We start from the raw sequence: 20527 nt of genomic DNA on the forward strand, positions 1-20527 counted from the left end.
AAGTTGAGATCTCGATGACCGGTTTCTACCTCACCGGCAGCATCAACGTCCCCGATGTGGACGCCGCCTTCGATCTCGTCGGCGAACATCTCCAACCGGGTGTGACACGTGTGCCCGACGGCGAACCCGGCGACCGAGCCAACTGGGTGCTGACGCAGGCCGGTCACTTCCTCGCGAATCCGACCCTCGACGTCACGGACGGTCGCGCACGCGTGCGTCCCGGGACCTCGGTCGTCTTCGGTCCGGTCGACTACCACACCACCGCCGCCGACTCGTACCGGTCATTCGTCCGCGCACGTGATGCGGGACGCCTGGCGGCGGATTCCCGGTTCCTGGTGTCGATCCCGACCCCGTTCAACGCGGTGAACTCCTTTGTCGACGGCGATTCCCAGGTGGAGGTGGCCACCGCCTACGAAGACGCACTCCGGGAGTCGGTGGTGGCACTGCAGGAGGTGATCCCGGCGCGCGACCTGGCCGTACAGTGGGACCTCCCCACCGAACTCGCGACCATCGAAGGCTGGTTCGCCAACCCCTATGCAGGGCACGAGGCGATCTTCACGGCGACGGCACGCCTCGGAGACTGGGTGGACGAGGCGGCCGAACTGACCTTTCACCTCTGCTACGGCGATTCGAAGTTCGGGGCGTCACCGTTCATGGGGGATCCACCGGATGCGGCAGCCGCAGCCCGCGGTGGGCGACACATCCTGCCTCGCGACGCGTCGGCCATCGTGGTCCTCGCCAACGGGTTGTCGCGTCATGTCAGCCGGCGCATCGACGCCTTCCACGCCGCCACCGTCGCGACCTGGACCCGGCGGGCCCATTGGCGACCACTGCGTGACCTCGCCCTCGAGGATGACACCGAGTTCCATCTGGGACTCGTCCATGCCGAGGACGGCGCCGACGGTGCCACGCAGCGGGCGCGGATCGCCGCGGAGTTCCTTCCCCGGTTCGGATATGGAACCGAGTGCGGATTGGGTCGCCATTCGGTAGAGCAGCTGTCGGCGGTACTGCTGGCGTGGCAGCAGCTGCGCGACTCGGAACTGCTCACCGTGCCCGACACCGATCATGGCGGATCAGCGCGGCAACCACTCCGGGCGTGACGACCCACGCGGGACGAGGACGGTGCGGTAGCGGCCCGGGGTGCCCGACATCCGGACCTGGTCGGTCACGCCCTGGTACGTGCCGAGTGGGGTGTCGGCGGTGAAGGTCTCGGGATCGAGGTAGCGGTGTGCTCCCCCGCCGGAGTCGGTGCCGGCGATCTCGTGGGCGTAGTCGCGGTCGAAGACGCCCAGAGCGGCGATCCAGAGCGCGACCCGGGTCAGCGAGACGTGGACGCGGTAACTGCCGCCGACCTCGGCGCGCCGGGCCAGGGCCTCGGCGATCCCGGCCGTCATCAACCACGACACGATGTAGTCGTTGACGACGAGAATCGGTGGCAGCGCAGGCTGGTCACCCCCGCCTTCGCGCAGCATCAGGCCGGCCAGGCTGCCCGCGGTCTGGTCGAATCCGACACGGCCCGACCACGGACCGGTCTCACCGTTCAATGATGCTGTGGCGTAGACGATCCCGCGATGACCGGCCGAAACCTCCGGCCCGAGCCCGATCTTGGTCAGGTAGCCGGGTCGGCGGTTGGCGTAGAAGACATCGGCGTCACGCAGCAGCGCCCCGATGCGTTCGGCACCGTCGGGCAGGTAGGGATCGATCGTGGACGAGCGCACGCCGACGTTCGCGGTGACGTAGGTGGCGTCGTGTTCGAGTTCGTTGGGGCGCCAGAGGTTGAGCACGTCGGCGCCGTGCAGCGCCAGGGCCCGGCCGGCGCCGGCGCCGGCGATCACGTGGCCCATTCCCAGCGCACGGATTCCGTCGAGGGGTTGCTCGGCGCCCGCGGGCAGCGGGATCGGGTCGCCGTCGCCGATACGGGTGATCTCGATCAGCGGCATGTCCGCGAGAACATCGCGGTAGTGGTGCTCGTCGATCAACTCCGAAGTGGTGCGCAGCATCGGCATCACCACACCCGCCTCGGCACCCGCGGCCTCGAGTTCGCGGCCCTTCCAGGTCCCGATGGCCTCGGTCACCGCCCGCGTGTCCTCGGGTACCCCGAGCAGACGTTGCGCGGCGATCTTGATCTTCGGATAGAGGTTGAGCGGCATGACCCAGCGGTCGTCGCCGGTCCGATAGAACCGGAATCCGAGGGCATTCGACGCGTTCGCGGGCGACCCGCAGGGATAGCCGTTGAGCAGTTCCCAGCGCGCGTCGTAGAAGGGACACAACCGATGTGGTGCGCTGCGGAGATCCACCGCGATATCCTGACCGGCGCCACCGCGCATCCGCCACAGTTTCGCGACGGCTGCGGACTTGGCGGCCAGCGCTATCGCCGACGCACCGCCGAGCCGCATGGTGCTCGGCACCACCGGGTCGGCGCCGATGAAGTCGATCGCACCGCCGGTGTCGGCGGCTGTCATGCCGATTCCGGCGAGGACGTCGCCGAGTTCGGTTGTGGGATCGAAGGTGTCGTCGGTCGCGGGGTTGGCGACGGCGTGCCGGAGTCGCTCGGTCAGGGCGGTCACTGCGCGGCCTCCGTGTCGGTGTGTCCGGGTACACCGGCGGTTGCGGGCCCGGCGGTGCCGAGTTCGGGGTCGGCGGTGCCGAGGAGATCGTCGGGGATCAAGACCTGCCGAGAGCGCAGGTACTCCCCGATCGCCTTGCCCACCTGGTCGATACGTAGATTCGACGATCCGCCGGTGCCGAGCAGTCCCTTGAACACGAAGTGGATGGCGCGCAGGTCCGGGAACTCGTGTCGGACGATGTCGAGGTCTTTGGTCTCCGGCAGCAGTCGCCGGACCTCGTCGGTGGTCAGGAACCTCCGCAACCACAGCCATGCACGCGGATCCGGCGTCCACACACCGACATTGGAATTGCCGCCCTTGTCACCGCTACGGGCGTGCACCAGGGTTCCGAGCGGGACGCGGGTGACCCGATCCGACAACGGAGCCTCGCGAGGCTCCGGGTGGACCGGCTGCGCGATCACCGGTGCGGTGGCCGGAACCGGCGCGGGCAGCGAGTTGCCGCCGGCGAACACCGCCCGGTGTTCGACTGCGGTCTGGTCGAGCAGACCGGGCCAGTAGTCGATCCGAGGCTGCGGCGCCGAGTGCAGGCCGGCCGCACCGTCATGGAAGTATCCCGGGATTCCTTGCAGGTAGAGGCTGCCGAGCGCAGCGCCGACGTGCGCCGACGTGAGTGTCTCGGCGTCGTCGGCGGTCGCCATCACCCGCAGCGCGACGGTCGCCGCCCACTGCGATTCGGGATCGTCGGCGGCGGTACCGATCGGAGTCAGGTCGACGTCGACACCATCGGGCAGTTCCCGGACGAGCTGATCGCGGATCAGCGCGATCTTCTCCTCGACGTGAGGTGCGGTCACGAACACCGTGTTGACCACACTGAAGCCGACCTGGCCGAACAGTGCGACCTTGGTGGTGGAAGGTGGGGGCGCACCCGCGGCTCCGGTGACCGCCACCCGGTCCGGTCCGACCTCGTCCACGCGAACGTGGTCCAGCCGCACGGTGACGTCGGAATTCAGATAGACCGGGCCCTGGATCTCGTAGACCAACTGCGCGGTGACGGTGTCGGCGGTGACCGCACCCCCATCGCGGGCATGTTTGGTGATGACACACGTGCCGTCGGCGGCGATCTCGCCGATCGGGAAGCCCGGCACCGTGCGGTGGGGGATGTCGAGGAAGCCGGAGAAGTTGCCGCCCACCGCGTGGGGTCCGCACTCGATGATATGGCCGGCGACGACAGCCCCCGCAAGGGCGTCCCAGTCATCGGTGGACCAGCCATGCCACCACGCTGCCGGGCCGACGGTGAGCGATGCGTCGGTGACACGTCCGCAGACGACGATGTCGGCGCCTGCGTGCAGGGCCTCGGTGATTCCCCATCCGCCCAGGTAGGCGTTGGCGGCGATCGGCGTGGCGGTCCAGCTGCTCAGTGGCGCACCGCTGTCCAGGTTGTCGAAGACATGGCCTTCGGACTGGAGTCGTTCGAGGTCGGTGAGGACGTTGTCGCCCTCGATGTGGGCGACGTGCAGATCCACCCCGGCGGTGACGATCTCGGCGCGCAACACCTCTGCCAGCCGTGCCGGATGGAATCCGCCCGCGTTGGTCACCACCTTGATCCCGCGTTCGGCGATGGTCGCCAGATGGGGACGAAGCTGGCGTACGAAATACTCGACGTATCCGCGGCTCGGGTCACGGTGGTAGGCCGCCGACAGCGAGGCGAGGGTGATCTCGGCGAGGTAGTCGCCCATGAGTACGTCCACCGGGTCACCGGCGAGCGCCTCGTCGATGGCGGTACGCCGATCCCCCAGATATCCGGAGAAGTTGGCGATCCTGATCGGTGCGCGGGTCATCGGTTCTTCCTTTCGGTCGCCGGCGAGTGGTTCGAGTCCGACGCTATCGGTGGATGACCACGCGCACCACGACCGATCCGCGAACACGTCGATGACCGCAGTGGTCATCGACACCTGACACCCAGCCCTCGCTGCGGAGATTTCGACACGGGTCCTCGCGATGCTCGGTCCCGGCCCAATCAGCGTGTGGCCATTGGTGGTTGAGCCGACGAGGAGCGTAGCGACGAGACGAGTCGAAACCTCCGCCGGCCGGGCTCCTCGACGCCGCGACCTCCGAGGTGGTCACCACCCGACGCAGGCTACAGAGATTTCGACACGGGTCCTCGCGATGCTCGGTCCCGGCTCAATCAGCAACCGGACCACGACAAGAGACGTCGAAACCTCCACCGGCCGGGCTCCTCGACGCCGCCACCCCGGAGGTGGTCACCACCCGACGCAGGCTACAGAGATTTCGACACGGGTCCTCGCGATGCTCGGTCCCGGCTCAATCATCGTGTGGCCATTGATGGTTGAGCCGACGAGGAGCGTAGCGACGAGACGAGTCGAAACCCCCGCCGGCCGGGCTCGCCGACGCCGCCACCCCCGAGGTGGTCACGCACCCAATGCAGGCTGCAGAGATTTCGACACGGGTCCTCGCGATGCTCGGTCCCGGCTCAATCAGCAACCGGCCGTCGACCACACGGGGGTCGACCTGGCGTGTGGCATACGCTGAGCGGCGTGGATCTGCTCCATCTCCGATACTTCGTCGCCGTGGCCGAGGAGCGCAGCTTCAGCCGGGCCGCGGCGCGTCTGCACATGGCGGCGTCGCCGCTGAGTCAGCGGATCAAAGACCTGGAGCGCGAATTCGGCACCGAGTTGTTCGTCCGGGCGCACCGACGGATCGACCTGACCGATGCGGGTCGGGCCCTGCTGCCACGTGCGGTCGACATCCTCGACCAGGTGGACGGACTTCCGGCCGTCGTGTCCGCGGCGAACGAGCAGTCCGACCGACAGGCCGTCATCGGCATCGCCCCCGAAGTGACCCCGGCATTGCGGGATCGTCTGCTCGATGCGCTGGCCGAGTCATATCCCGACATCCGACCGCGGCTCGTTCCGGCGAGCACCGCTCCGTTGCTCCGTGATCTCCGGGCAGGCGAGATCGACCTCGCCCTGGTGCACGGACCGGCGGGAGGCGAGGGCCTCGGCAGCGTGATGCTCGATCGTCAGCCGGTGGGTGCGGCGGTCGCATCAAGCCTTGTCACCGGCTCGCCGCGGTCGATCTCGCTCGCCGACCTCGCTGACATCCCGTTCGCCTCGATCAACCACGACGCCGCCCCCGAGATCTACCGCAACCTCGACGCCCTCCTCGAACGCAGTGGCGTGCACAAGCGGATCACGTTGAGCGACGGCAACTTCGCCGGACTCGCCCACCTGGTGGCGACGGGACAGGCGTTCGCACTCGTGACCCTCGGCGAGGGTGTGGTCAGCCGGATGTTCCAGGGAGAACCGGTCCAGGTGATCCCACTGGAGAAGACCCGTGCCCACATCAGCACCGTGGCCGTGTGGCGCGAACGCCGCGCCGCCGCTGAACCCCTCGTCGCCGATCTGGTCGACCTGGTGTGTGACATGCCCGCTCCACGCTGAGCCCACACACCGATTCCCTGGACACCAGGGCGCGGTCATCCTAGGGTGGGGTCCAATACTCAAATCCATGACTAAAGGGGATCTGATGCGTGCATTCCGCGAGGCCGTCGAGAACCATGATGCGCAGGCGATGGCCGACCTGCTGGCCGACGACGTCGTGTTCACCAGCCCGGTGGCGTTCGGTCCGTACGAGGGCAAGCCCATGACGGCGGCGATCCTGCGCGGCGTGTTGCGGGTGTTCAGCGACTTCCGCTACATCCGCGAGATCGGCGATCCGGAGGGACGCGATCATGCGCTGGTGTTCGAGGCGAAGGTCGGCGACAAGTCCGTGACCGGGTGCGACTTCCTGCACCTCGACGACGAGGGCCGGATCGACGACTTCATGGTGATGGTGCGACCGCTGTCGGGGGCGAACGCACTCGCCGCGGCGATGGGTGCGCAGTTCGAGCAGATCAAGGCCGAGGTGGCGACCGAACTCGGCGTCGAGTAGCCGCAGTCGTTCGCCGGCCGACGGGCCCTCAGGCCGACGCCGGTGGATCGGTCGCGGGTCGCCCGTCGGCACGCGCGGTGAGGACGTCGGCGGCCCGACGGCACCACGCCGCGTTCTCCCGCTCGTAGGCGATTCCCCGGAGGCCGGTCAGATATGGCCCGATGTGCGGACTCTCGGCGAGGAACCGGTCCTCGGACATGTCGCCACGCAGTTTGGCGAGCAGGCCCTCGATGAACTCGGCCTTGGCCAGCGCCTGCTGCGACCGTGCACGGAGGTCGTCGATCAGGGCCGGGACCTCGCCGATGTCGCAGGCGCGCACCTTCACCAGCAGGTCGTCGCGCATGAACGTCGGGCGCGACGTCGTCTCGACGAAGCCTTCGAGCACGTTGCGGCCGGCGTCGGTCAGCGTGTACACCCGCTTGGTGGGGCGGCGCTCCTGGACCACTTCGCGTCCACTGATCAGCCCTTCCGCCTCCAGCCGGGTGAGCTCGGCGTACAGCTGCTGCGGGGTGGCGTACCAGTAGCTGGCCACGGCGACGTCGAAGGTCTTCGTCAGCCGGTATCCCGACGCGCCGGCGTCGTCGAGCAGCTCGGCCAGGATGGCGTGACGCAGAGCCATCGGGCCCCCTTTCGCACAGTGGTCACGGTCTGAACCATTCTAGCCACGCCATCAGTCATGGATATGACTATGTTGGGGGTTGTGACCGGTGCACCGACGGGATAGGTTCGGTTACCAGTACACGTGCCGTGACCTCGGCACCCACACCCTCACCCCACTCCGTCGACGAAGGGACGTTCAGTGAAACTCGGTCTGCAACTGGGATATTGGGGTGCCGGCCCGAACCCGGCGCACCGCGAGCTCGTCGCCGCCGCGGAGGCGAGCGGATTCGACAGCATCTTCACCGCCGAGGCGTGGGGCTCGGACGCCTACACCCCGCTCGCGTGGTGGGGGTCGTCCACCGAACGTGTCCGACTCGGGACGTCGGTGCTGCAGTTGTCGGCGCGCACACCCACCGCCTGCGCCATGGCCGCGCTGACCCTCGATCACCTGTCCGGCGGACGCCACATCGTGGGACTCGGCGTGTCCGGCCCACAGGTCGTCGAAGGCTGGTACGGGCAGAGGTTCCCGAAACCCCTTGCGCGCACCCGTGAATACATCGACATCATGCGGCAGGTGTGGGCACGTGAGGCCCCGGTCACCAGTGCGGGCCCGCACTACCCGCTGCCCTATGACGGCCCCGGGAGCACCGGCCTGGGGAAACCCCTCAAGGCCATCACCCACCCGTTGCGCTCCGACATCCCGGTGATGCTCGGCGCCGAAGGCCCCAAGAACATCGCCCTCGCCGCCGAGATCGCCGACGGCTGGCTGCCGCTGTTCTACACCCCGCGCCTGGCCGACACCTACAACGAGTGGCTCGACGAGGGATTCGCCAGGCCCGGTGCCCGACGCAGCCGCGAGGACTTCGAGATCTGTGCGGCCGCACAGATCGTCATCACCGACGACCGCGACGCCAGCTATGCCGCCATCAAGCCGTTCCTGGCGCTGTACATGGGCGGAATGGGCAGCGAGGACACCAACTTCCACGCCGAGGTCTACCGTCGGATGGGCTACTCGGAGGTGGTCGACGACGTGACCGCACTGTTCCGCTCGGGTCGTAAGGACGAGGCCGCCTCGATCATCCCGGATGAGGTGGTCGACGACTCGGCGATCGTCGGCGATCTCGACCATGTTCGTGAGCAGATCGGCGTCTGGGAACGGGCCGGGGTGTCCACCATGCTGGTCTCGCCGGGCAGTGTCGCCGAGGTCGAGCAGCTGGCCACGCTGGTGTCGTGAACCCCGACGCCGTGATCTCCGGGGCGTCGGCACCCCTGACACCACCGGCGAGGGACGGTCGGCGCGTCGGCTAGCGTGACCGCATGCGTCTGTACCGCGGCCTGTGCGCTGCCTTCGTGTCCCTGTTCCTCGTCACCGTGGTCGCCGCGTGCGGTTCCGACGACACATCGGCCGCCGACACGTGGGAGTCGAAGGGCGCGACCGGGAGTATCTCGGTGACCCCGCCCAGCGGCGACACCGCACCGAAGATCGCGGTGACCACGCCGTACACGGTCACCGAGACCCAGGTGCATGTCCTCGCCGAAGGAAGCGGTGCCGTGGTCGCCGACACCGCGGCGGTGCGCGTCAACTACCTCGGCGTCAACGGGCGCGACGGCCAGGAGTTCGACAGCAGCTATGGCCGCGGCACGCCCGTTGAGTTTCCGCTGGGCAACGTGATCCCGGGGTTCAGCAAGGCGATCGCCGGTCAGAAGGTCGGTTCCACCGTCGTGGTCTCGATCGCCCCCGCCGACGGGTACACCTCCGGGCAGCCGTCCGCCGGTATCCAGGCCGGCGACACCCTCGTCTTCGTCATCGAGATCCAGGACGTCGTCAGCTGATCGGACCCGGCTGATCGGACCCGGTCAGCCGGCCACATAGTCGGCGAGGTGACGGCCGGTGAGTGTCTGCCGGTCGGCCACCAACTCGGCGGGGGTGCCCTCGAACACCACCCGCCCGCCGTCGTGGCCGGCACCCGGACCCAGGTCGATGATCCAGTCGGCGTGGGCCATCACCGCCTGGTGGTGTTCGATCACGATCACCGACCGGCCCTGCTCGACGAGATGGTCGAGCAGCGACAGCAGTTGCTCGACGTCGGCGAGATGCAGACCGGTGGTGGGTTCGTCGAGGATGTAGATCTCACCCTTCTCCCCCATCTCGACGGCGAGCTTCAGCCGTTGCCGTTCACCGCCGGACAATGTGGTCAACGGCTGACCGATGGTCAGATAGCCGAGGCCCACATCGGCGAGACGCCGCAGGATCTTGTGCGCCGCAGGCACCTTCGCATCGCCGTCGGCGAAGAACTCCTCGGCCGCCGCCACGGACATGGTCAGCACCTCGTCGATGTTGCGCCCACCGAAGGTGTACTCGAGTACCTCTGCCTGGAACCGCCTGCCCTCGCAGACCTCGCACGGCGACGACACCCCGCCCATCATCGCGAGGTCGGAGTACACCACCCCGGCACCCTTGCAGTTGGGGCAGGCCCCGGCCGAATTGGCACTGAACAGAGCAGGTTTCACACCGTTCGCCTTGGCGAAGGCCTTACGGATGGGTTCCAGCAGCCCGGTGTAGGTCGCCGGATTGCTGCGTCGCGAACCCTTGATGGCGCCCTGGTCGATCGACACCACGCCGTCCCGTCCGGCCACCGACCCGGAGATCAGCGAACTCTTACCCGATCCGGCGACCCCGGTCAGGACCACGAGCACCCCGAGCGGGATGTCGACGTCGACGTCGCGGAGGTTGTGGGTGTCGGCGCCCCGCACCTCGAGGGTTCCGGTGGGGGTGCGCACCTCGGCCTTCAGCGAGGCACGGTCGTCGAGGTGACGGCCGGTGAGCGTGTCGGCGCCACGCAACTGGTCGACGGTGCCCTCGAACACGATCTGCCCACCGCCGGCGCCGGCGCCGGGACCGAGGTCGACGACGTGGTCGGCGATTGCGATCGCCTCCGGCTTGTGTTCGACGACGAGCACGGTGTTGCCCTTGTCGCGCAACGCCAGCAGTAGCTCGTTCATCCGGGCGATGTCGTGCGGATGCAGCCCGATGGTGGGCTCGTCGAAGACATAGGTGACGTCGGTCAGCGACGATCCGAGGTGTCGGATCAGCTTGGTGCGCTGTGACTCCCCACCCGACAACGTGCCGGCCGGGCGCTCCAGCGACAGATACCCCAGGCCGATCTCGACGAACGAGTCGAGCAGTTCGCCGAGTGAGGTCAGCAGTGGGGCCACCGAGGGCTCGTCGAGTCCGCGGACCCACTCGGCCAGATCGGTGATCTGCATGGCGCAGACGTCGGCGATGCTCTTGCCCGCGATCGTCGACGACCGGGCCGCCTCCGACAGCCTCGTGCCGTCGCAGTCCGGGCAGGTGGTGAAGGTGATGGCGCGGTCGACGAAGGCGCGGATGTGGGGCTGCATCGCCTCACGGTCCTTCGACAGCATCGACTTTCCGATCTTGGGGATCAGTCCCTCGTAGGTGACGTTGATGCCGTCGACCTGGATGCGGGTCGGTTCCTTGTAGAGCAGGGCGTCGAGCTGGCGCTTGGTGAACTTGCTGATCGGTTTGTCCGGGTCGAAGAAGCCGCAGCCCCGGAAGATCCGGCCGTACCAGCCGTCCATGGTGTACCCGGGGATGAGTAGGGCACCCTCGTTGAGCGACTTCTCGGCGTCGTAGAGGGCGGTGAGGTCGAAGTCGGAGACGTCACCGCGGCCCTCACAGCGTGGGCACATGCCACCGGTGACGGCGAACTCCCGGCGCTCCTTGACCTTTCGGCCACCCCGCTCCACCTCGATCGCGCCGGCCCCGCTGACCGAGGCGACGTTGAACGAGAACGCCTGCGGCGAACCGATGTGCGGGGTTCCCAACCGGCTGAACAGGATTCGCAACATGGCATTGGCGTCGGTGGCGGTGCCCACGGTCGAGCGCGGATTCGCGCCCATCCGTTCCTGGTCGACGATGATCGCGGTGGTCAGCCCCTCGAGGACGTCCACGTCGGGCCGCCCGAGACTGGGCATGAAGCCCTGTACGAAGGCACTGTAGGTCTCGTTGATCATCCGCTGTGACTCGGCCGCGATGGTGGCGAACACCAGCGAGCTCTTACCCGATCCGGACACCCCGGTGAACACGGTGAGACGTCGCTTCGGGATCTCGACGTCGACATCGCGCAGGTTGTTCTCACGGGCGCCGTGCACCCGGATGGTGTCGTGGAGGTCGGCAGGATGTGGGGTGTCGGTACGTGCAGCGGCAGAGCGTGGGGTGGACGGGGACGCGGTGCGGCTCAAGGTTTCTCCGGGTCGGGTGTGGACGGGAATCGGCGGGCGGCGGGGTCAGGACTGGTTGATGCGGAGCAGATTGCCGGTGGGGTCACGGAAGGCGCAGTCGCGCACACCGTACGGCTGGTCCATCGGTTCCTGCACGACGTCGGCGCCGGACGCCTGCAGCCGGTCGAACAGACCTTGCAGGTCGTCGGTGGACAGCGTGAGCGCGGCACCGTACGTGCCCTTGGCGATCAGTTCGAGGATGGTCTCCCGTTCGGTGTCGGTGATGCCGGGATCGACGGCCGGTGGATGCAGCACGATCGAGGTCTGGGGCTGGTCGGCGGGACCGACGGTCAGCCACCGCATCCCCTCGTAGCCGACGTCGTTGCGGACCTCGAATCCGAGGGTGTCCCGGTAGAAGCCGAGCGCGGCCTCGGGATCGGTCTGCGGCAGGAAGGTGTACTGGATGGTGATGGTCATGCCGTCCACGCTAGCCGCCTCACACGGCCCTCACTTCTCGATTCCTGACCGGTCGCGTCACCTGTTTGGCGATGCATGCCGGGATGCCCGCGGTGGCGTCGGCGGCCCGCGTCCGGTACTCACGCGGGGACATCCCGACCAACTCGGTGAAGCGGGTGCTGAAGGTGCCCAGCGAGGAACAGCCCACCTCGAAGCACACATCGGTGACGCTCAGGTCGCCGCGACGCAGCAGCGTCATCGCACGCTCGATCCGCCGCGTCATCAGGTACGAGTAGGGCGTTTCGCCGTAGGCCCGCTTGAATTCTCGACTCAGATGCCCGGCCGACATGTGCGCACCCCGGGCGAGTGCCTCGACGTCGAGGGGGTGCGCGTACTCACGGTCGATCCGGTCGCGGACCCGTCGCAGCCGCGTCAGGTCGCGGAGTCGCTGCTCGGGGTCGGCCCGTGACGTCATGACCGCCATGGTGACACAGGTGGCCGACAGGCCGGCACCATCGGAGTTGTCGGGGTCTGCCCGGCGAGTCGGCTCGCCGCCCTCAGTCGGTCGCCACGGACCGCGTCCGGACATAGGCCTCGACGTCTGCATGCATCACACCGATGCCCCGCTGGTTGCGCAGGTCGATCGCATAGCTGATCAGCGCACGACCCCGACGTTCCTCGACGTCGATCGCGTCGATCCGGAACGTTCCGGTGAGGGTGTCGTCGGGCCGCACCGGCGCGGTGAAGGTGATCTCGCGTAGCCGACGTCCCGCGATCACGCTCCAGGAGTCGATCACCTGCGTCACCGACAGGCGCTGGGCAATCGCCAGGGTGTGGATCCCGCTCGCGATCAGCCCGTGGAAGCCACCCGCCTCGGCCTCGGCCCTGTCGGTGTGAAAGGACTGCGGATCCCACGCGGAGGCGAATTCCACGAGTTCGGCCTCGCCGACGGTGTGCGGACCCAGATCGTGGACCTCACCGACCCGCAGGTCGTCCGCGTAGATGATCTCTCCCATCGTGGGCTCCTGTTCCGCGCCTGACGCGCTAGACTTCGGCGACTCGATGTAACGCCGCTCGCGGCGCCGTCGATGTCATGGTTGGCTCCGATCGAGATTGCCAGACCCCCGACCCGGCGATCTCGGTCGGAGTCCTTTTTCGGGGGGAAGGACACAGACATGGCACGCACCGTCGGTGCTGTCTCGATCGACCGCGACTGGCACCTCGGTGCCGACGGTGTGCCCTACCCTCCTGAACCCTGGTACCTGGGCGGTGACCTGCTCGCATCGGCGTTCCTCGTGCCGGTCGCCGCACTCCCGGCGGACACCCTCGACGTCGTACCGGTGGGCTCGCGTCCGCTCGTGATCGGCAAGCACATCGTCGTCGTGGCGGCATTCGTGCACTACACCGACGGCGGCGTGTTGCAGTACGAGGAGTTGCTCACCTCGTTCCCGGTCATCTCGGTACGCCATGGCGCGGGCGTGAGCATCCCGCACATCTGGGTGACGAGCCCGCACTCCCGCACCGGTGGCCGCGAACTCTGGGGAATCCCCAAACATCTCGCCGAGTTCGAACGCGGCACCGACGGCCCGACGGTCCGCACGGTGATGCGTATCGACGGCGCGCCGGTGGCGTCGATGACCGCCCGACCCGGACGACGCGTGCTGCCCGGGACCCGCCAGGTCCCGCTGCCCACCGCGCAGGTCCTCGGGGGGGTGCGGTCGTACTCCACCAACCGGATCGTCGGGCACCTGCGCACCCTGCGTGCCACATGGGAGTTCGCCCCCGACGGTCCGCTCGGATATCTCGGCGGCCGCCGCCGGATCGGTGATCTCGCGGCCACCGACGCCGCCGTCCTGTTCGGTACCAAGGTCTCCCACGACTGACACCGGGGCATCCACCCCGCGCCGTCACACGGACGTGGAGCCGACCGCGGCGCGGTGAGCTCGGCGTTTGTCCTCCGGGGACAACGGCCTCCCGAAAGTCTGGCCCGCCAGGCCGTATCAGATCACACAGGTCGTCCATAGTGTCTGGGATCACACAGACCGAAAGGCACGCCCGTGATCTCCCCCTCCTACTTCGCCTGGGACCTCGCCGCCCGAGGGTCGGCACCCTGCGTCCGTGACGACCGGATCGAGCTGACCTACCGGGATTTCGCCGCACGCGTCGAGGCGTGCGCCGAACGTCTCGACCACCTCGGGGTCGGTCGCGGCGACGTCGTGGCCACCTTCCTGCCCAACCGCGTCGAACTGCTGATCACACTCATGGCGGCCTGGCGGCTGCACGCGATCGCCACCCCGGTCAATCCCACGTTCACCGACGACGAGGCCGAGTACCAGCTGTCCGATGCCGGAGCGCGAGTGGTGGTCGGCACGAGCGCCGGCGGGTCCGATCCCGACCGGATCCACCTGCACGTGGACGAGTTCACCGACCGGCCCACCGATGGGTGGCAGGCACCCGCCGCCGGTCCGGCGCCCGACGCCGACGCGCTGCTCATCTACATCTCGGGCTCCACCGGCCGGCCGAAAGGTGTTCGGCTGACCCACGCCAACCTGCACTACATGGGCTCGACGATGGCCCGGCACTTCGACATGGGGCCCACCGATCACGCCCTGCTGGTCCTGCCCCTGTTCCATGTCAACGCGATCTGCGTCAGTGTGCTCGCACCGATCCTGGCCGGTGGCCAGATCAGCGTGACCGGTCACTTCTCGGTCTCTCGGTTCTTCGGCGACGTCGCACGGCTGCGGCCGACCTACTTCTCCGCCGTCCCCACGATCTACGCCCTGCTCGTCGCGAATGCCGGCACCGACCGCGCCGCGCCGGACCTCGACTCACTGCGGTTCGCCATCTGCGGGGCCGCCCCGGTCTCCAAGGAACTGCTCGACCGCGTCGAGCACACCTTCGGTATCCCGATCGTCGAGGGCTACGGTCTCACCGAGGGCACCTGCGCATCGGCCTGCAACCCCCTGCACGGCCCTCGCAGACTCGGCACGGTCGGCCCCGCCTTGCCCGGGCAGCAGATCCGCATCGTCGACGTGGCCGGCGACGACGTGCCGACCGGACGAATCGGTGAGGTCGTGATCGCCGGACCCAACGTGATGTGCGGCTATCTCGACCGGCCCGATGCCACGGCGCAGACCGTCGTCGACGGATGGCTGCACACCGGCGACGTCGGGCGCCTCGACGCCGACGGCTATCTCACCCTGGTCGACCGGATCAAGGACATGATCATCCGGGGCGGAGAGAACCTGTACCCCAAGGAGATCGAGAACGCCCTGGCGGCCCATCCGGCCGTCCTCGAATGCGCCGTGGTCGGCGCACCCGACGATCTCTACGGGGAGGTCCCGGTGGCCTTCGTGGTGACCTACCCGGGCGCCGACGCCGATACCGCAACTCTCACCGCGCATCTCGAGCCCCTGCTCACCAAGAGCAAGCGGCCCAGCCGGATTCACGTCGTCGAGTCCCTGCCACGCAACCCCGTCGGCAAGATCGACAAGCCCGGACTGCGGCGCGATCTCGTCCCGTCCGACTCCTGACGACGGCCTTCGGGTCATCCGACCTTTCGCCTGTCCTGTACGACGACCGGTTTCGTTCCGGTTGCACACGACCACATCCGTTCGCCCACATTCTCACCACCAGTAGTCCCCCTCCCCGACGACACGAAGGACATCCCATGGGACTGACCACACCCGATTCACCACCGGTGGATCCCGAGACCTTCCTGGCGCGTCCGTTCCTCGAACGCATCCGCATCCTCGGCCTGCACTGGGCCGAATACGGTTTCGGCACACCCAAACTCATCCACATCATCTATCTGCTCAAGTGCGGCCTGTTGTTCGTCGCCGGCGGACTGTGTGTTGCGACGTTCACCTCCGGGTTCAACGTCCTCGACGTCGGGGCCTGGTGGGATCAGGCCATCGTCTACCAGAAGGCCGTCCTGTGGACCATGCTGCTGGAGGCACTCGGCCTCGGCGGCTCCTGGGGGCCACTGGCCGGTCACTTCAAGCCGATGACCGGAGGATTCCTGTTCTGGTTGCGGCCGAACACCATTCGGCTACCGCCATGGCCCGCCCGGGTGCCGTTCACCTCGGGTGACACCCGAACCGTCGGCGACGTCGTGCTGTATGCGGCGCTGCTGGTGAACCTCGTCGTCGCACTCGCACTCCCCGGCGTCGCCTCCTCGTCGCTCGATGCGGTGACGGCCGACGATCACGGCCTGGTGAACCCGGCACTGATGTACCCGCTGATCGCATTGCTGGTGGTGATCGGCCTACGCGACAAGGTCATCTTCATCGCTGCCCGCTCCGAGCAGTACCTGCCCGCGGTGATCTTCTTCGCGTTCCTGCCCTTCGTCGACATGATCCTTGCGCTCAAACTCCTCATCGTCGTGGTCTGGGTCGGCGCCGGTGTCTCCAAACTGGGCCATCACTTCTCGATGGTGATCCCACCGATGCTGTCGAACACGCCGTGGCTGCCGTTCAGGTCGATCAAGCGCGCCCACTATCGCAACTTCCCCACCGACATGCGGCCGTCACGCCTGGCGTCGGGGATCGGCCACGTGCTGGGCACCATCGTCGAGATCGGCACCCCGCTCGTGCTGCTGTTCTCCACGAACAAGTGGCTGACCCTGGCCGCGGTGATCCTGATGGTCGGCTTCCACCTGTTCATCTTCTCGACCTTCCCGCTCGCCGTGCCGCTGGAATGGAATCTGCTGTTCGGTTACGCGACGATCTTCCTGTTCTGGGGCCACCCCGCCTGGGACGGCTACGCGCTGAGCGACACCACCATGCCGTGGGTGATGGTCGCGATCACGATCGGCCTGTGCTTCTTCCCCGTGCTGGGCAACCTGCGCCCCGATCTGGTGTCGTTCCTGCCGTCGATGCGTCAGTACGCGGGCAACTGGGCTTCGGCCACCTGGGCCTTCGCACCCGGCGCCGAGGATAAACTCGACCGGCATGTGGTCCGGTCATCAAAGAACACCCGTACCCAGTTGCTCTCGATGTACACCCCGGAGGTGGCCGACGTGGTGATGCACCAGATGCTCGCGTGGCGTTCTCTGCACAGTCAGGGACGCGGGCTGTATTCGCTGATGCTGCGTCACCTCGGCCCGGACATCGACACCTATACCCTCCGCGAGGCGGAGTTCTCCTGTAACTCGTTGGTGGCGTTCAACTTCGGCGACGGTCACCTACACGACGAGAGGCTCATCGCCGCCCTGCAGCGGCGCTGTGATTTCGCACCCGGTGAATTCACCATCGCGTGGATCGAGTCCCAGCCGATCCACAAGGGCACCCAGCGGTACAAGGTGATCGACGCGGCACTCGGCGTGATCGAGACCGGCACCTACCGGGTGGCCGATGCCGTCGCCGAACAGCCGTGGCTGCCCAACGGCCCGATCCCCGTCGACGTCGAGTGGTCGATGGCCACCACCGATCGGATCGTCGCCGACCCCGACGGCGCCGGCACCACCCCGACCACCACCCCGGCTGTCCCGACCCCGGCACAGGGAACCCGATGACCACAGCGGTCGTCGTCGGCGGCGGGCCCAACGGGCTCGCCGCCGCCCTACACCTGGCCCGTAGCGGGGTCGAGGTCACGGTGCTCGAGGCGCAGGAGGAGGTGGGTGGCGGCGCCCGCTCGGGGGAGCTCACCGTTCCCGGGCTCATCCACGATCACTGCTCGGCATTCCATCCGCTGGGTGTGGGTTCCCCGTTCTGGCAGGGGTTCGACCTCGACCGCCACGGACTCCGGTGGCTGCTCCCCCCGATCGATTGCGCCCATCCGCTCGACGACGGCCGGGCAGGACTGCTCCACCGGTCGATCACCGAGACCGCCGCCGGACTCGGCGCCGACGGACGGAGGTGGCGTGCGGCCTTCGGTGATCTGGTCGGCGGCTTCGACGACCTCGCCACCGATCTGCTCCGGCCGATCGTGCACATTCCCCGACATCCGTTGCGGCTGGGGGCGTTCGGGCCGCGGGCGATGCTACCGGCGACGGTGATGGCACGGTGGTTCCGCACCGACGAGGGGCGTGCCCTGTTCGGCGGGATCGCCGCACATGCGTTCACCCGGCTGGACCGGCCGCTGACCGCATCGCTGGGCATGATGATCACCGCGAGCGGACATCGGTACGGGTGGCCGGTGGCCGAGGGCGGATCCGGGGCGATCACCGCGGCGGCGGCCGCCGCCCTGCACGAACTCGGCGGCACCATCGTCACCGGTACCCCGGTACGCAGCCGTGACGACCTCCCGTCCGCCGATCTGGTACTGCTCGATCTGTCCCCCGCACAGGCACTCTCGCTCTACGGCGACCTCATGCCCGGCCGGATCGCCCGCGGTCTGGGGCGCTACCGGATCGGCTCGTCGGCGTACAAGGTGGACTATGCGATCGACGGTGACATCCCGTGGCGCAACCCGGCCTGCGCCCGGGCCGGCACGGTGCACCTCGGCGGCGGCTTCGACGAGATCGCCGACACCGAGCGCCGCCGCGCCGCCGGGGTCATGGTGGATCGCCCGTTCGTGCTCCTCGGACAGCAGTACGTCGCCGACCCCTCCCGCAGCCACGGCGGGCTCAACCCGGTCTACGCCTACGCCCATGTGCCACGCGGATTCGACGGGGACGCCACCGGGGTGATCACCGCGCAGATCGAACGGTTCGCCCCCGGCTTCCGGGATCGCATCGTCGCCACACACAGCACCGGCACCACCGAGCTGCAGCGACACAACGCGAACTTCGCCGACGGCGACATCATCGGCGGGGCCAACGACGGGCTGCAGATGATCTTCCGGCCGCGGCCGGCGTACAACCCCTACACACTCGGGGTGGACGGGGTGTATCTCTGTTCCCAGGCGACACCGCCCGGCGCGGGCGTCCACGGCCTGTGTGGATACCACGCCGCGCGGTCGGCGCTGGCCGGACTCGACCGACGGAGGTGGCCATGACATCGATGTCCCCGAATCCCGGGGCGGCGGCCGCGAGTGCCGAACTGCTGGACCAGGTCGCCGCGATCGCCACACGACTGCGCGAGCGTGAACCGGAGATCGTCACCGACCTCACCGGAATGATGGCGCGGGAGATCGACCACCTGGACTCCGATCCGAACCTCGTCGAGATGTTGCACGCGAGCGTGCAGGGCAACGTGTCCACGATCATCCACGTGCTGGCCAACGACATCCCGATCGACCACCTTCAGCCGACGACGGCCGCGGTCGAGTACGCGCTGCGACTCGCCCAGCGCGACGTGCCGTCGAACTCGCTGGTCCGCGCCTATCACCTGGGCCAGAACAGCGTGATGATGACCTGCTTCGCGATCATCGAGGAGCTGGGACTACCGGCGGACCGCGCGATGGCGGTGACCCGACACATCTCCGACGTGATGTTCGACTACATCGACTGGATCACCAGGTATGTGTTCCAGGCATACGAGACCGAACGCCGACGCTGGCTCGGTGCCGATGCCAATGTGGCCGCGGCGGCGATCCGACGGCTGCTGGACTCCCCCGACGCCGATCCCCACGCCTTCGAATCCGAGACGGGCTACCGGCTCGCCCAGCGGCACCTCGCCGCGATCGTGTGGACCGATGCCACCGACCCGCGTCACGCGGGATTCCTCGACCGGGTGGCCCGCGACCTCGCTGTGGCCGTCCGGGCCGAGTCCCGGCCCATCATCACCGCCATCGACCGGACGACGGCGTGGCTGTGGATTCCGTTCGGCGTCCGATCCGGGCGGCTCGCCGCGGGACGCGTCCCCGAGATCCCCGGCGGCGTGCTGCCGTCGGCGTCGGGATCCGACACCCGGGTCCGGGTGGCCATCGGTCTCGCCGGCGACGGAGTCGCGGGGTTCCGGCGGTCGCACCGGCAGGCATACGCCGCGTACTCGGTGGCGTCGATGCCCGGCAGCGTCACCGGACAGGTGGTGGGGTTCGACGACCGCGGCATCGCGGTGGTCTCCATGCTCGCCCAGGACCTCGACGCGACCCGGGCCTGGGCACACGAGATCCTGGGACCGCTCGCCGACGACACGCCCACGGCGGCGACGCTGCGCGAGACGCTCGCGGTCTTCTTCGCCACCCGCGACAGCCATCTCCACACCGCGGCCCAGCTCAACCTGCACCGCAACACGGTCAAGTACCGCGTCGGCAAGGCTCTCGCCGAGGTACCACCCGACCGTGATCGCCTCGATCTCGCGCTCGCCCTGACCGCCTGTGAACTCCTCGGGACGGCGGTCATCGGCACTCCGGCCTGACCCGGGTTCAGCCCTGACCCGGTTCAGCGCTGCGGCGACCGTGATTGGGGATCGTCCGGTCGCCCATCGGTGTATCTGCGACGGCCGTCGGTGTATCTGCGACTGCCGTCGGTGGATCTGCGACTGCCGTCGGTGGATCTGCGACTGCCGTCGGTGGGATGCACATCGGTGGGCCGCAGCGCCCAGCCGGGCACCCAATGGGTCACCGACTCCTGACGGTCGCGGGCGGTGAGGGTGTAGGTCACCTTCCCGTACCACTCGCCCCACTCCGACAACGCCCATTCGGTGAGCACCCCGGTGACGATCTTGCGCACCTGCAGTCCGTCGGGGTGATAGGTCCCGCTGTGGTGCGGGGTCTGCGGATACAGCGCATTGAGGTCGATCTGCACCGCCCGGTGACCGACCCGGATGAAGGCCGGCCGGTGCGGTCGTCCACTGTCGCCGCCGATCCGAGCCATCCCCATG

17 protein-coding genes and 1 pseudogene are annotated in these 20527 nt (G+C 68.2%); 10 read left to right on the forward strand and 8 right to left on the reverse strand.

The features are described 5' to 3' along the window. The first annotated feature begins 14 nt into the window (after positions 1-14). Positions 15-1100, forward strand: a complete 1086-nt coding sequence (locus ACWDUA_RS17580; RefSeq protein WP_449752287.1) for a hypothetical protein — start codon at positions 15-17, stop codon at positions 1098-1100. On the opposite strand, the gene ACWDUA_RS17585 is transcribed toward ACWDUA_RS17580, so the two are convergent. Together ACWDUA_RS17585 and ACWDUA_RS17590 are read right to left on the reverse strand one after the other, a co-directional pair. Further along, the gene (locus ACWDUA_RS17585; protein ID WP_449752288.1) at positions 1074-2567 is read right to left on the reverse strand and encodes a CoA transferase; all 1494 of its coding nucleotides are present in this window, start codon (positions 2565-2567) and stop codon (positions 1074-1076) included. The genes ACWDUA_RS17580 and ACWDUA_RS17585 overlap by 27 nt on opposite strands. Beyond that, positions 2564-4405, reverse strand: coding sequence for an acyclic terpene utilization AtuA family protein (locus ACWDUA_RS17590; RefSeq protein ID WP_449752289.1), 1842 nt, complete (start codon positions 4403-4405; stop codon positions 2564-2566). The genes ACWDUA_RS17585 and ACWDUA_RS17590 overlap by 4 nt, the downstream gene beginning before the upstream one ends. Positions 4406-5122: 717 nt before the next feature. Between ACWDUA_RS17590 and ACWDUA_RS17595 the strand changes: the two genes are divergently transcribed. Continuing rightward, entirely contained in the window at positions 5123-6028 is a 906-nt protein-coding gene (locus tag ACWDUA_RS17595; protein ID WP_449752290.1) for a LysR family transcriptional regulator, read from the forward strand. Between the two features lie 85 nt (positions 6029-6113). Then, the gene (locus tag ACWDUA_RS17600) at positions 6114-6518 is read left to right on the forward strand and encodes a nuclear transport factor 2 family protein (protein ID WP_449752343.1); all 405 of its coding nucleotides are present in this window, start codon (positions 6114-6116) and stop codon (positions 6516-6518) included. A 28-nt stretch (positions 6519-6546) separates the two neighbouring features. On the opposite strand, the gene ACWDUA_RS17605 is transcribed toward ACWDUA_RS17600, so the two are convergent. Beyond that, entirely contained in the window at positions 6547-7137 is a 591-nt protein-coding gene (locus ACWDUA_RS17605; RefSeq protein ID WP_449752291.1) for a PadR family transcriptional regulator, read from the reverse strand. 180 nt (positions 7138-7317) lie between these two features. Between ACWDUA_RS17605 and ACWDUA_RS17610 the strand changes: the two genes are divergently transcribed. Next, entirely contained in the window at positions 7318-8352 is a 1035-nt protein-coding gene (locus ACWDUA_RS17610) for an LLM class F420-dependent oxidoreductase (protein ID WP_449752292.1), read from the forward strand. A gap of 83 nt (positions 8353-8435) precedes the next feature. Further along, a complete protein-coding gene (locus ACWDUA_RS17615; protein WP_449752293.1) occupies positions 8436-8951 on the forward strand; it encodes an FKBP-type peptidyl-prolyl cis-trans isomerase in 516 nt (171 codons plus the stop codon). A gap of 24 nt (positions 8952-8975) precedes the next feature. Here ACWDUA_RS17615 and ACWDUA_RS17620 read toward each other — a convergent pair whose 3' ends face one another. The 4 genes from ACWDUA_RS17620 to ACWDUA_RS17635 form a co-directional block, all read right to left on the reverse strand. After that, the gene (locus tag ACWDUA_RS17620) at positions 8976-11384 is read right to left on the reverse strand and encodes an ATP-binding cassette domain-containing protein (protein WP_449752294.1); all 2409 of its coding nucleotides are present in this window, start codon (positions 11382-11384) and stop codon (positions 8976-8978) included. 45 nt (positions 11385-11429) lie between these two features. Beyond that, positions 11430-11840, reverse strand: a complete 411-nt coding sequence (locus ACWDUA_RS17625) for a VOC family protein (RefSeq protein ID WP_449752295.1) — start codon at positions 11838-11840, stop codon at positions 11430-11432. A gap of 19 nt (positions 11841-11859) precedes the next feature. Next, positions 11860-12294, reverse strand: coding sequence for a helix-turn-helix transcriptional regulator (locus tag ACWDUA_RS17630; RefSeq protein ID WP_449752296.1), 435 nt, complete (start codon positions 12292-12294; stop codon positions 11860-11862). 82 nt (positions 12295-12376) lie between these two features. Beyond that, positions 12377-12835, reverse strand: coding sequence for a MaoC/PaaZ C-terminal domain-containing protein (locus ACWDUA_RS17635; RefSeq protein ID WP_449752297.1), 459 nt, complete (start codon positions 12833-12835; stop codon positions 12377-12379). Positions 12836-12994: 159 nt separating this feature from the next. Here ACWDUA_RS17635 and ACWDUA_RS17640 point away from each other — a divergent pair, with 159 nt between their 5' ends. The 5 genes from ACWDUA_RS17640 to ACWDUA_RS17660 all read left to right on the forward strand — a co-directional run bounded on the left by ACWDUA_RS17640 (position 12995) and on the right by ACWDUA_RS17660 (position 20062). Beyond that, positions 12995-13702, forward strand: a complete 708-nt coding sequence (locus tag ACWDUA_RS17640; RefSeq protein WP_449752298.1) for an acetoacetate decarboxylase family protein — start codon at positions 12995-12997, stop codon at positions 13700-13702. Positions 13703-13876: 174 nt separating this feature from the next. Then, positions 13877-15352 carry a class I adenylate-forming enzyme family protein gene (locus ACWDUA_RS17645; RefSeq protein WP_449752299.1) on the forward strand — a complete coding sequence of 492 codons (1476 nt, stop codon included), beginning with the start codon at positions 13877-13879 and terminating at the stop codon, positions 15350-15352. 137 nt (positions 15353-15489) lie between these two features. Then, on the forward strand, positions 15490-17334 hold the full coding sequence (locus ACWDUA_RS17650; RefSeq protein WP_449752300.1) for a DUF3556 domain-containing protein: 1845 nt from the start codon (positions 15490-15492) through the stop codon (positions 17332-17334). Continuing rightward, on the forward strand, positions 17331-18758 hold the full coding sequence (locus ACWDUA_RS17655; protein ID WP_449752301.1) for a phytoene desaturase family protein: 1428 nt from the start codon (positions 17331-17333) through the stop codon (positions 18756-18758). The genes ACWDUA_RS17650 and ACWDUA_RS17655 overlap by 4 nt, the downstream gene beginning before the upstream one ends. Further along, complete coding sequence (locus ACWDUA_RS17660; RefSeq protein WP_449752302.1) at positions 18755-20062, forward strand: PucR family transcriptional regulator; 1308 nt, start codon at positions 18755-18757, stop codon at positions 20060-20062. Before ACWDUA_RS17655 ends, ACWDUA_RS17660 begins: the two co-directional genes overlap by 4 nt. 155 nt (positions 20063-20217) lie before the next feature. On the opposite strand, the pseudogene ACWDUA_RS17665 reads toward ACWDUA_RS17660, so the two are convergent. Further along, positions 20218-20520, reverse strand: a pseudogene (locus tag ACWDUA_RS17665) (hypothetical protein); the annotation flags it as partial. Between the last annotated feature and the right edge of the window lie 7 nt (positions 20521-20527).

This window comes from Gordonia sp. NPDC003376, from assembly GCF_053589235.1.

What these genes read in the sequence shown, in the direction of transcription:
- ACWDUA_RS17625 (WP_449752295.1), bottom strand. Translation starts at nt 11,840, where the DNA reads ATGACCATCACCATCCAGTACACCTTCCTGCCGCAGACCGATCCCGAG.
- ACWDUA_RS17615 (WP_449752293.1), top strand. Translation starts at nt 8,436, where the DNA reads ATGCGTCTGTACCGCGGCCTGTGCGCTGCCTTCGTGTCCCTGTTCCTC.
- ACWDUA_RS17580 (WP_449752287.1), top strand. Translation starts at nt 15, where the DNA reads ATGACCGGTTTCTACCTCACCGGCAGCATCAACGTCCCCGATGTGGAC.
- ACWDUA_RS17605 (WP_449752291.1), bottom strand. Translation starts at nt 7,137, where the DNA reads ATGGCTCTGCGTCACGCCATCCTGGCCGAGCTGCTCGACGACGCCGGC.
- ACWDUA_RS17660 (WP_449752302.1), top strand. Translation starts at nt 18,755, where the DNA reads ATGACATCGATGTCCCCGAATCCCGGGGCGGCGGCCGCGAGTGCCGAA.
- ACWDUA_RS17635 (WP_449752297.1), bottom strand. Translation starts at nt 12,835, where the DNA reads ATGGGAGAGATCATCTACGCGGACGACCTGCGGGTCGGTGAGGTCCAC.
- ACWDUA_RS17655 (WP_449752301.1), top strand. Translation starts at nt 17,331, where the DNA reads ATGACCACAGCGGTCGTCGTCGGCGGCGGGCCCAACGGGCTCGCCGCC.
- ACWDUA_RS17640 (WP_449752298.1), top strand. Translation starts at nt 12,995, where the DNA reads ATGGCACGCACCGTCGGTGCTGTCTCGATCGACCGCGACTGGCACCTC.
- ACWDUA_RS17590 (WP_449752289.1), bottom strand. Translation starts at nt 4,405, where the DNA reads ATGACCCGCGCACCGATCAGGATCGCCAACTTCTCCGGATATCTGGGG.
- ACWDUA_RS17600 (WP_449752343.1), top strand. Translation starts at nt 6,114, where the DNA reads ATGCGTGCATTCCGCGAGGCCGTCGAGAACCATGATGCGCAGGCGATG.
- ACWDUA_RS17630 (WP_449752296.1), bottom strand. Translation starts at nt 12,294, where the DNA reads ATGACGTCACGGGCCGACCCCGAGCAGCGACTCCGCGACCTGACGCGG.
- ACWDUA_RS17650 (WP_449752300.1), top strand. Translation starts at nt 15,490, where the DNA reads ATGGGACTGACCACACCCGATTCACCACCGGTGGATCCCGAGACCTTC.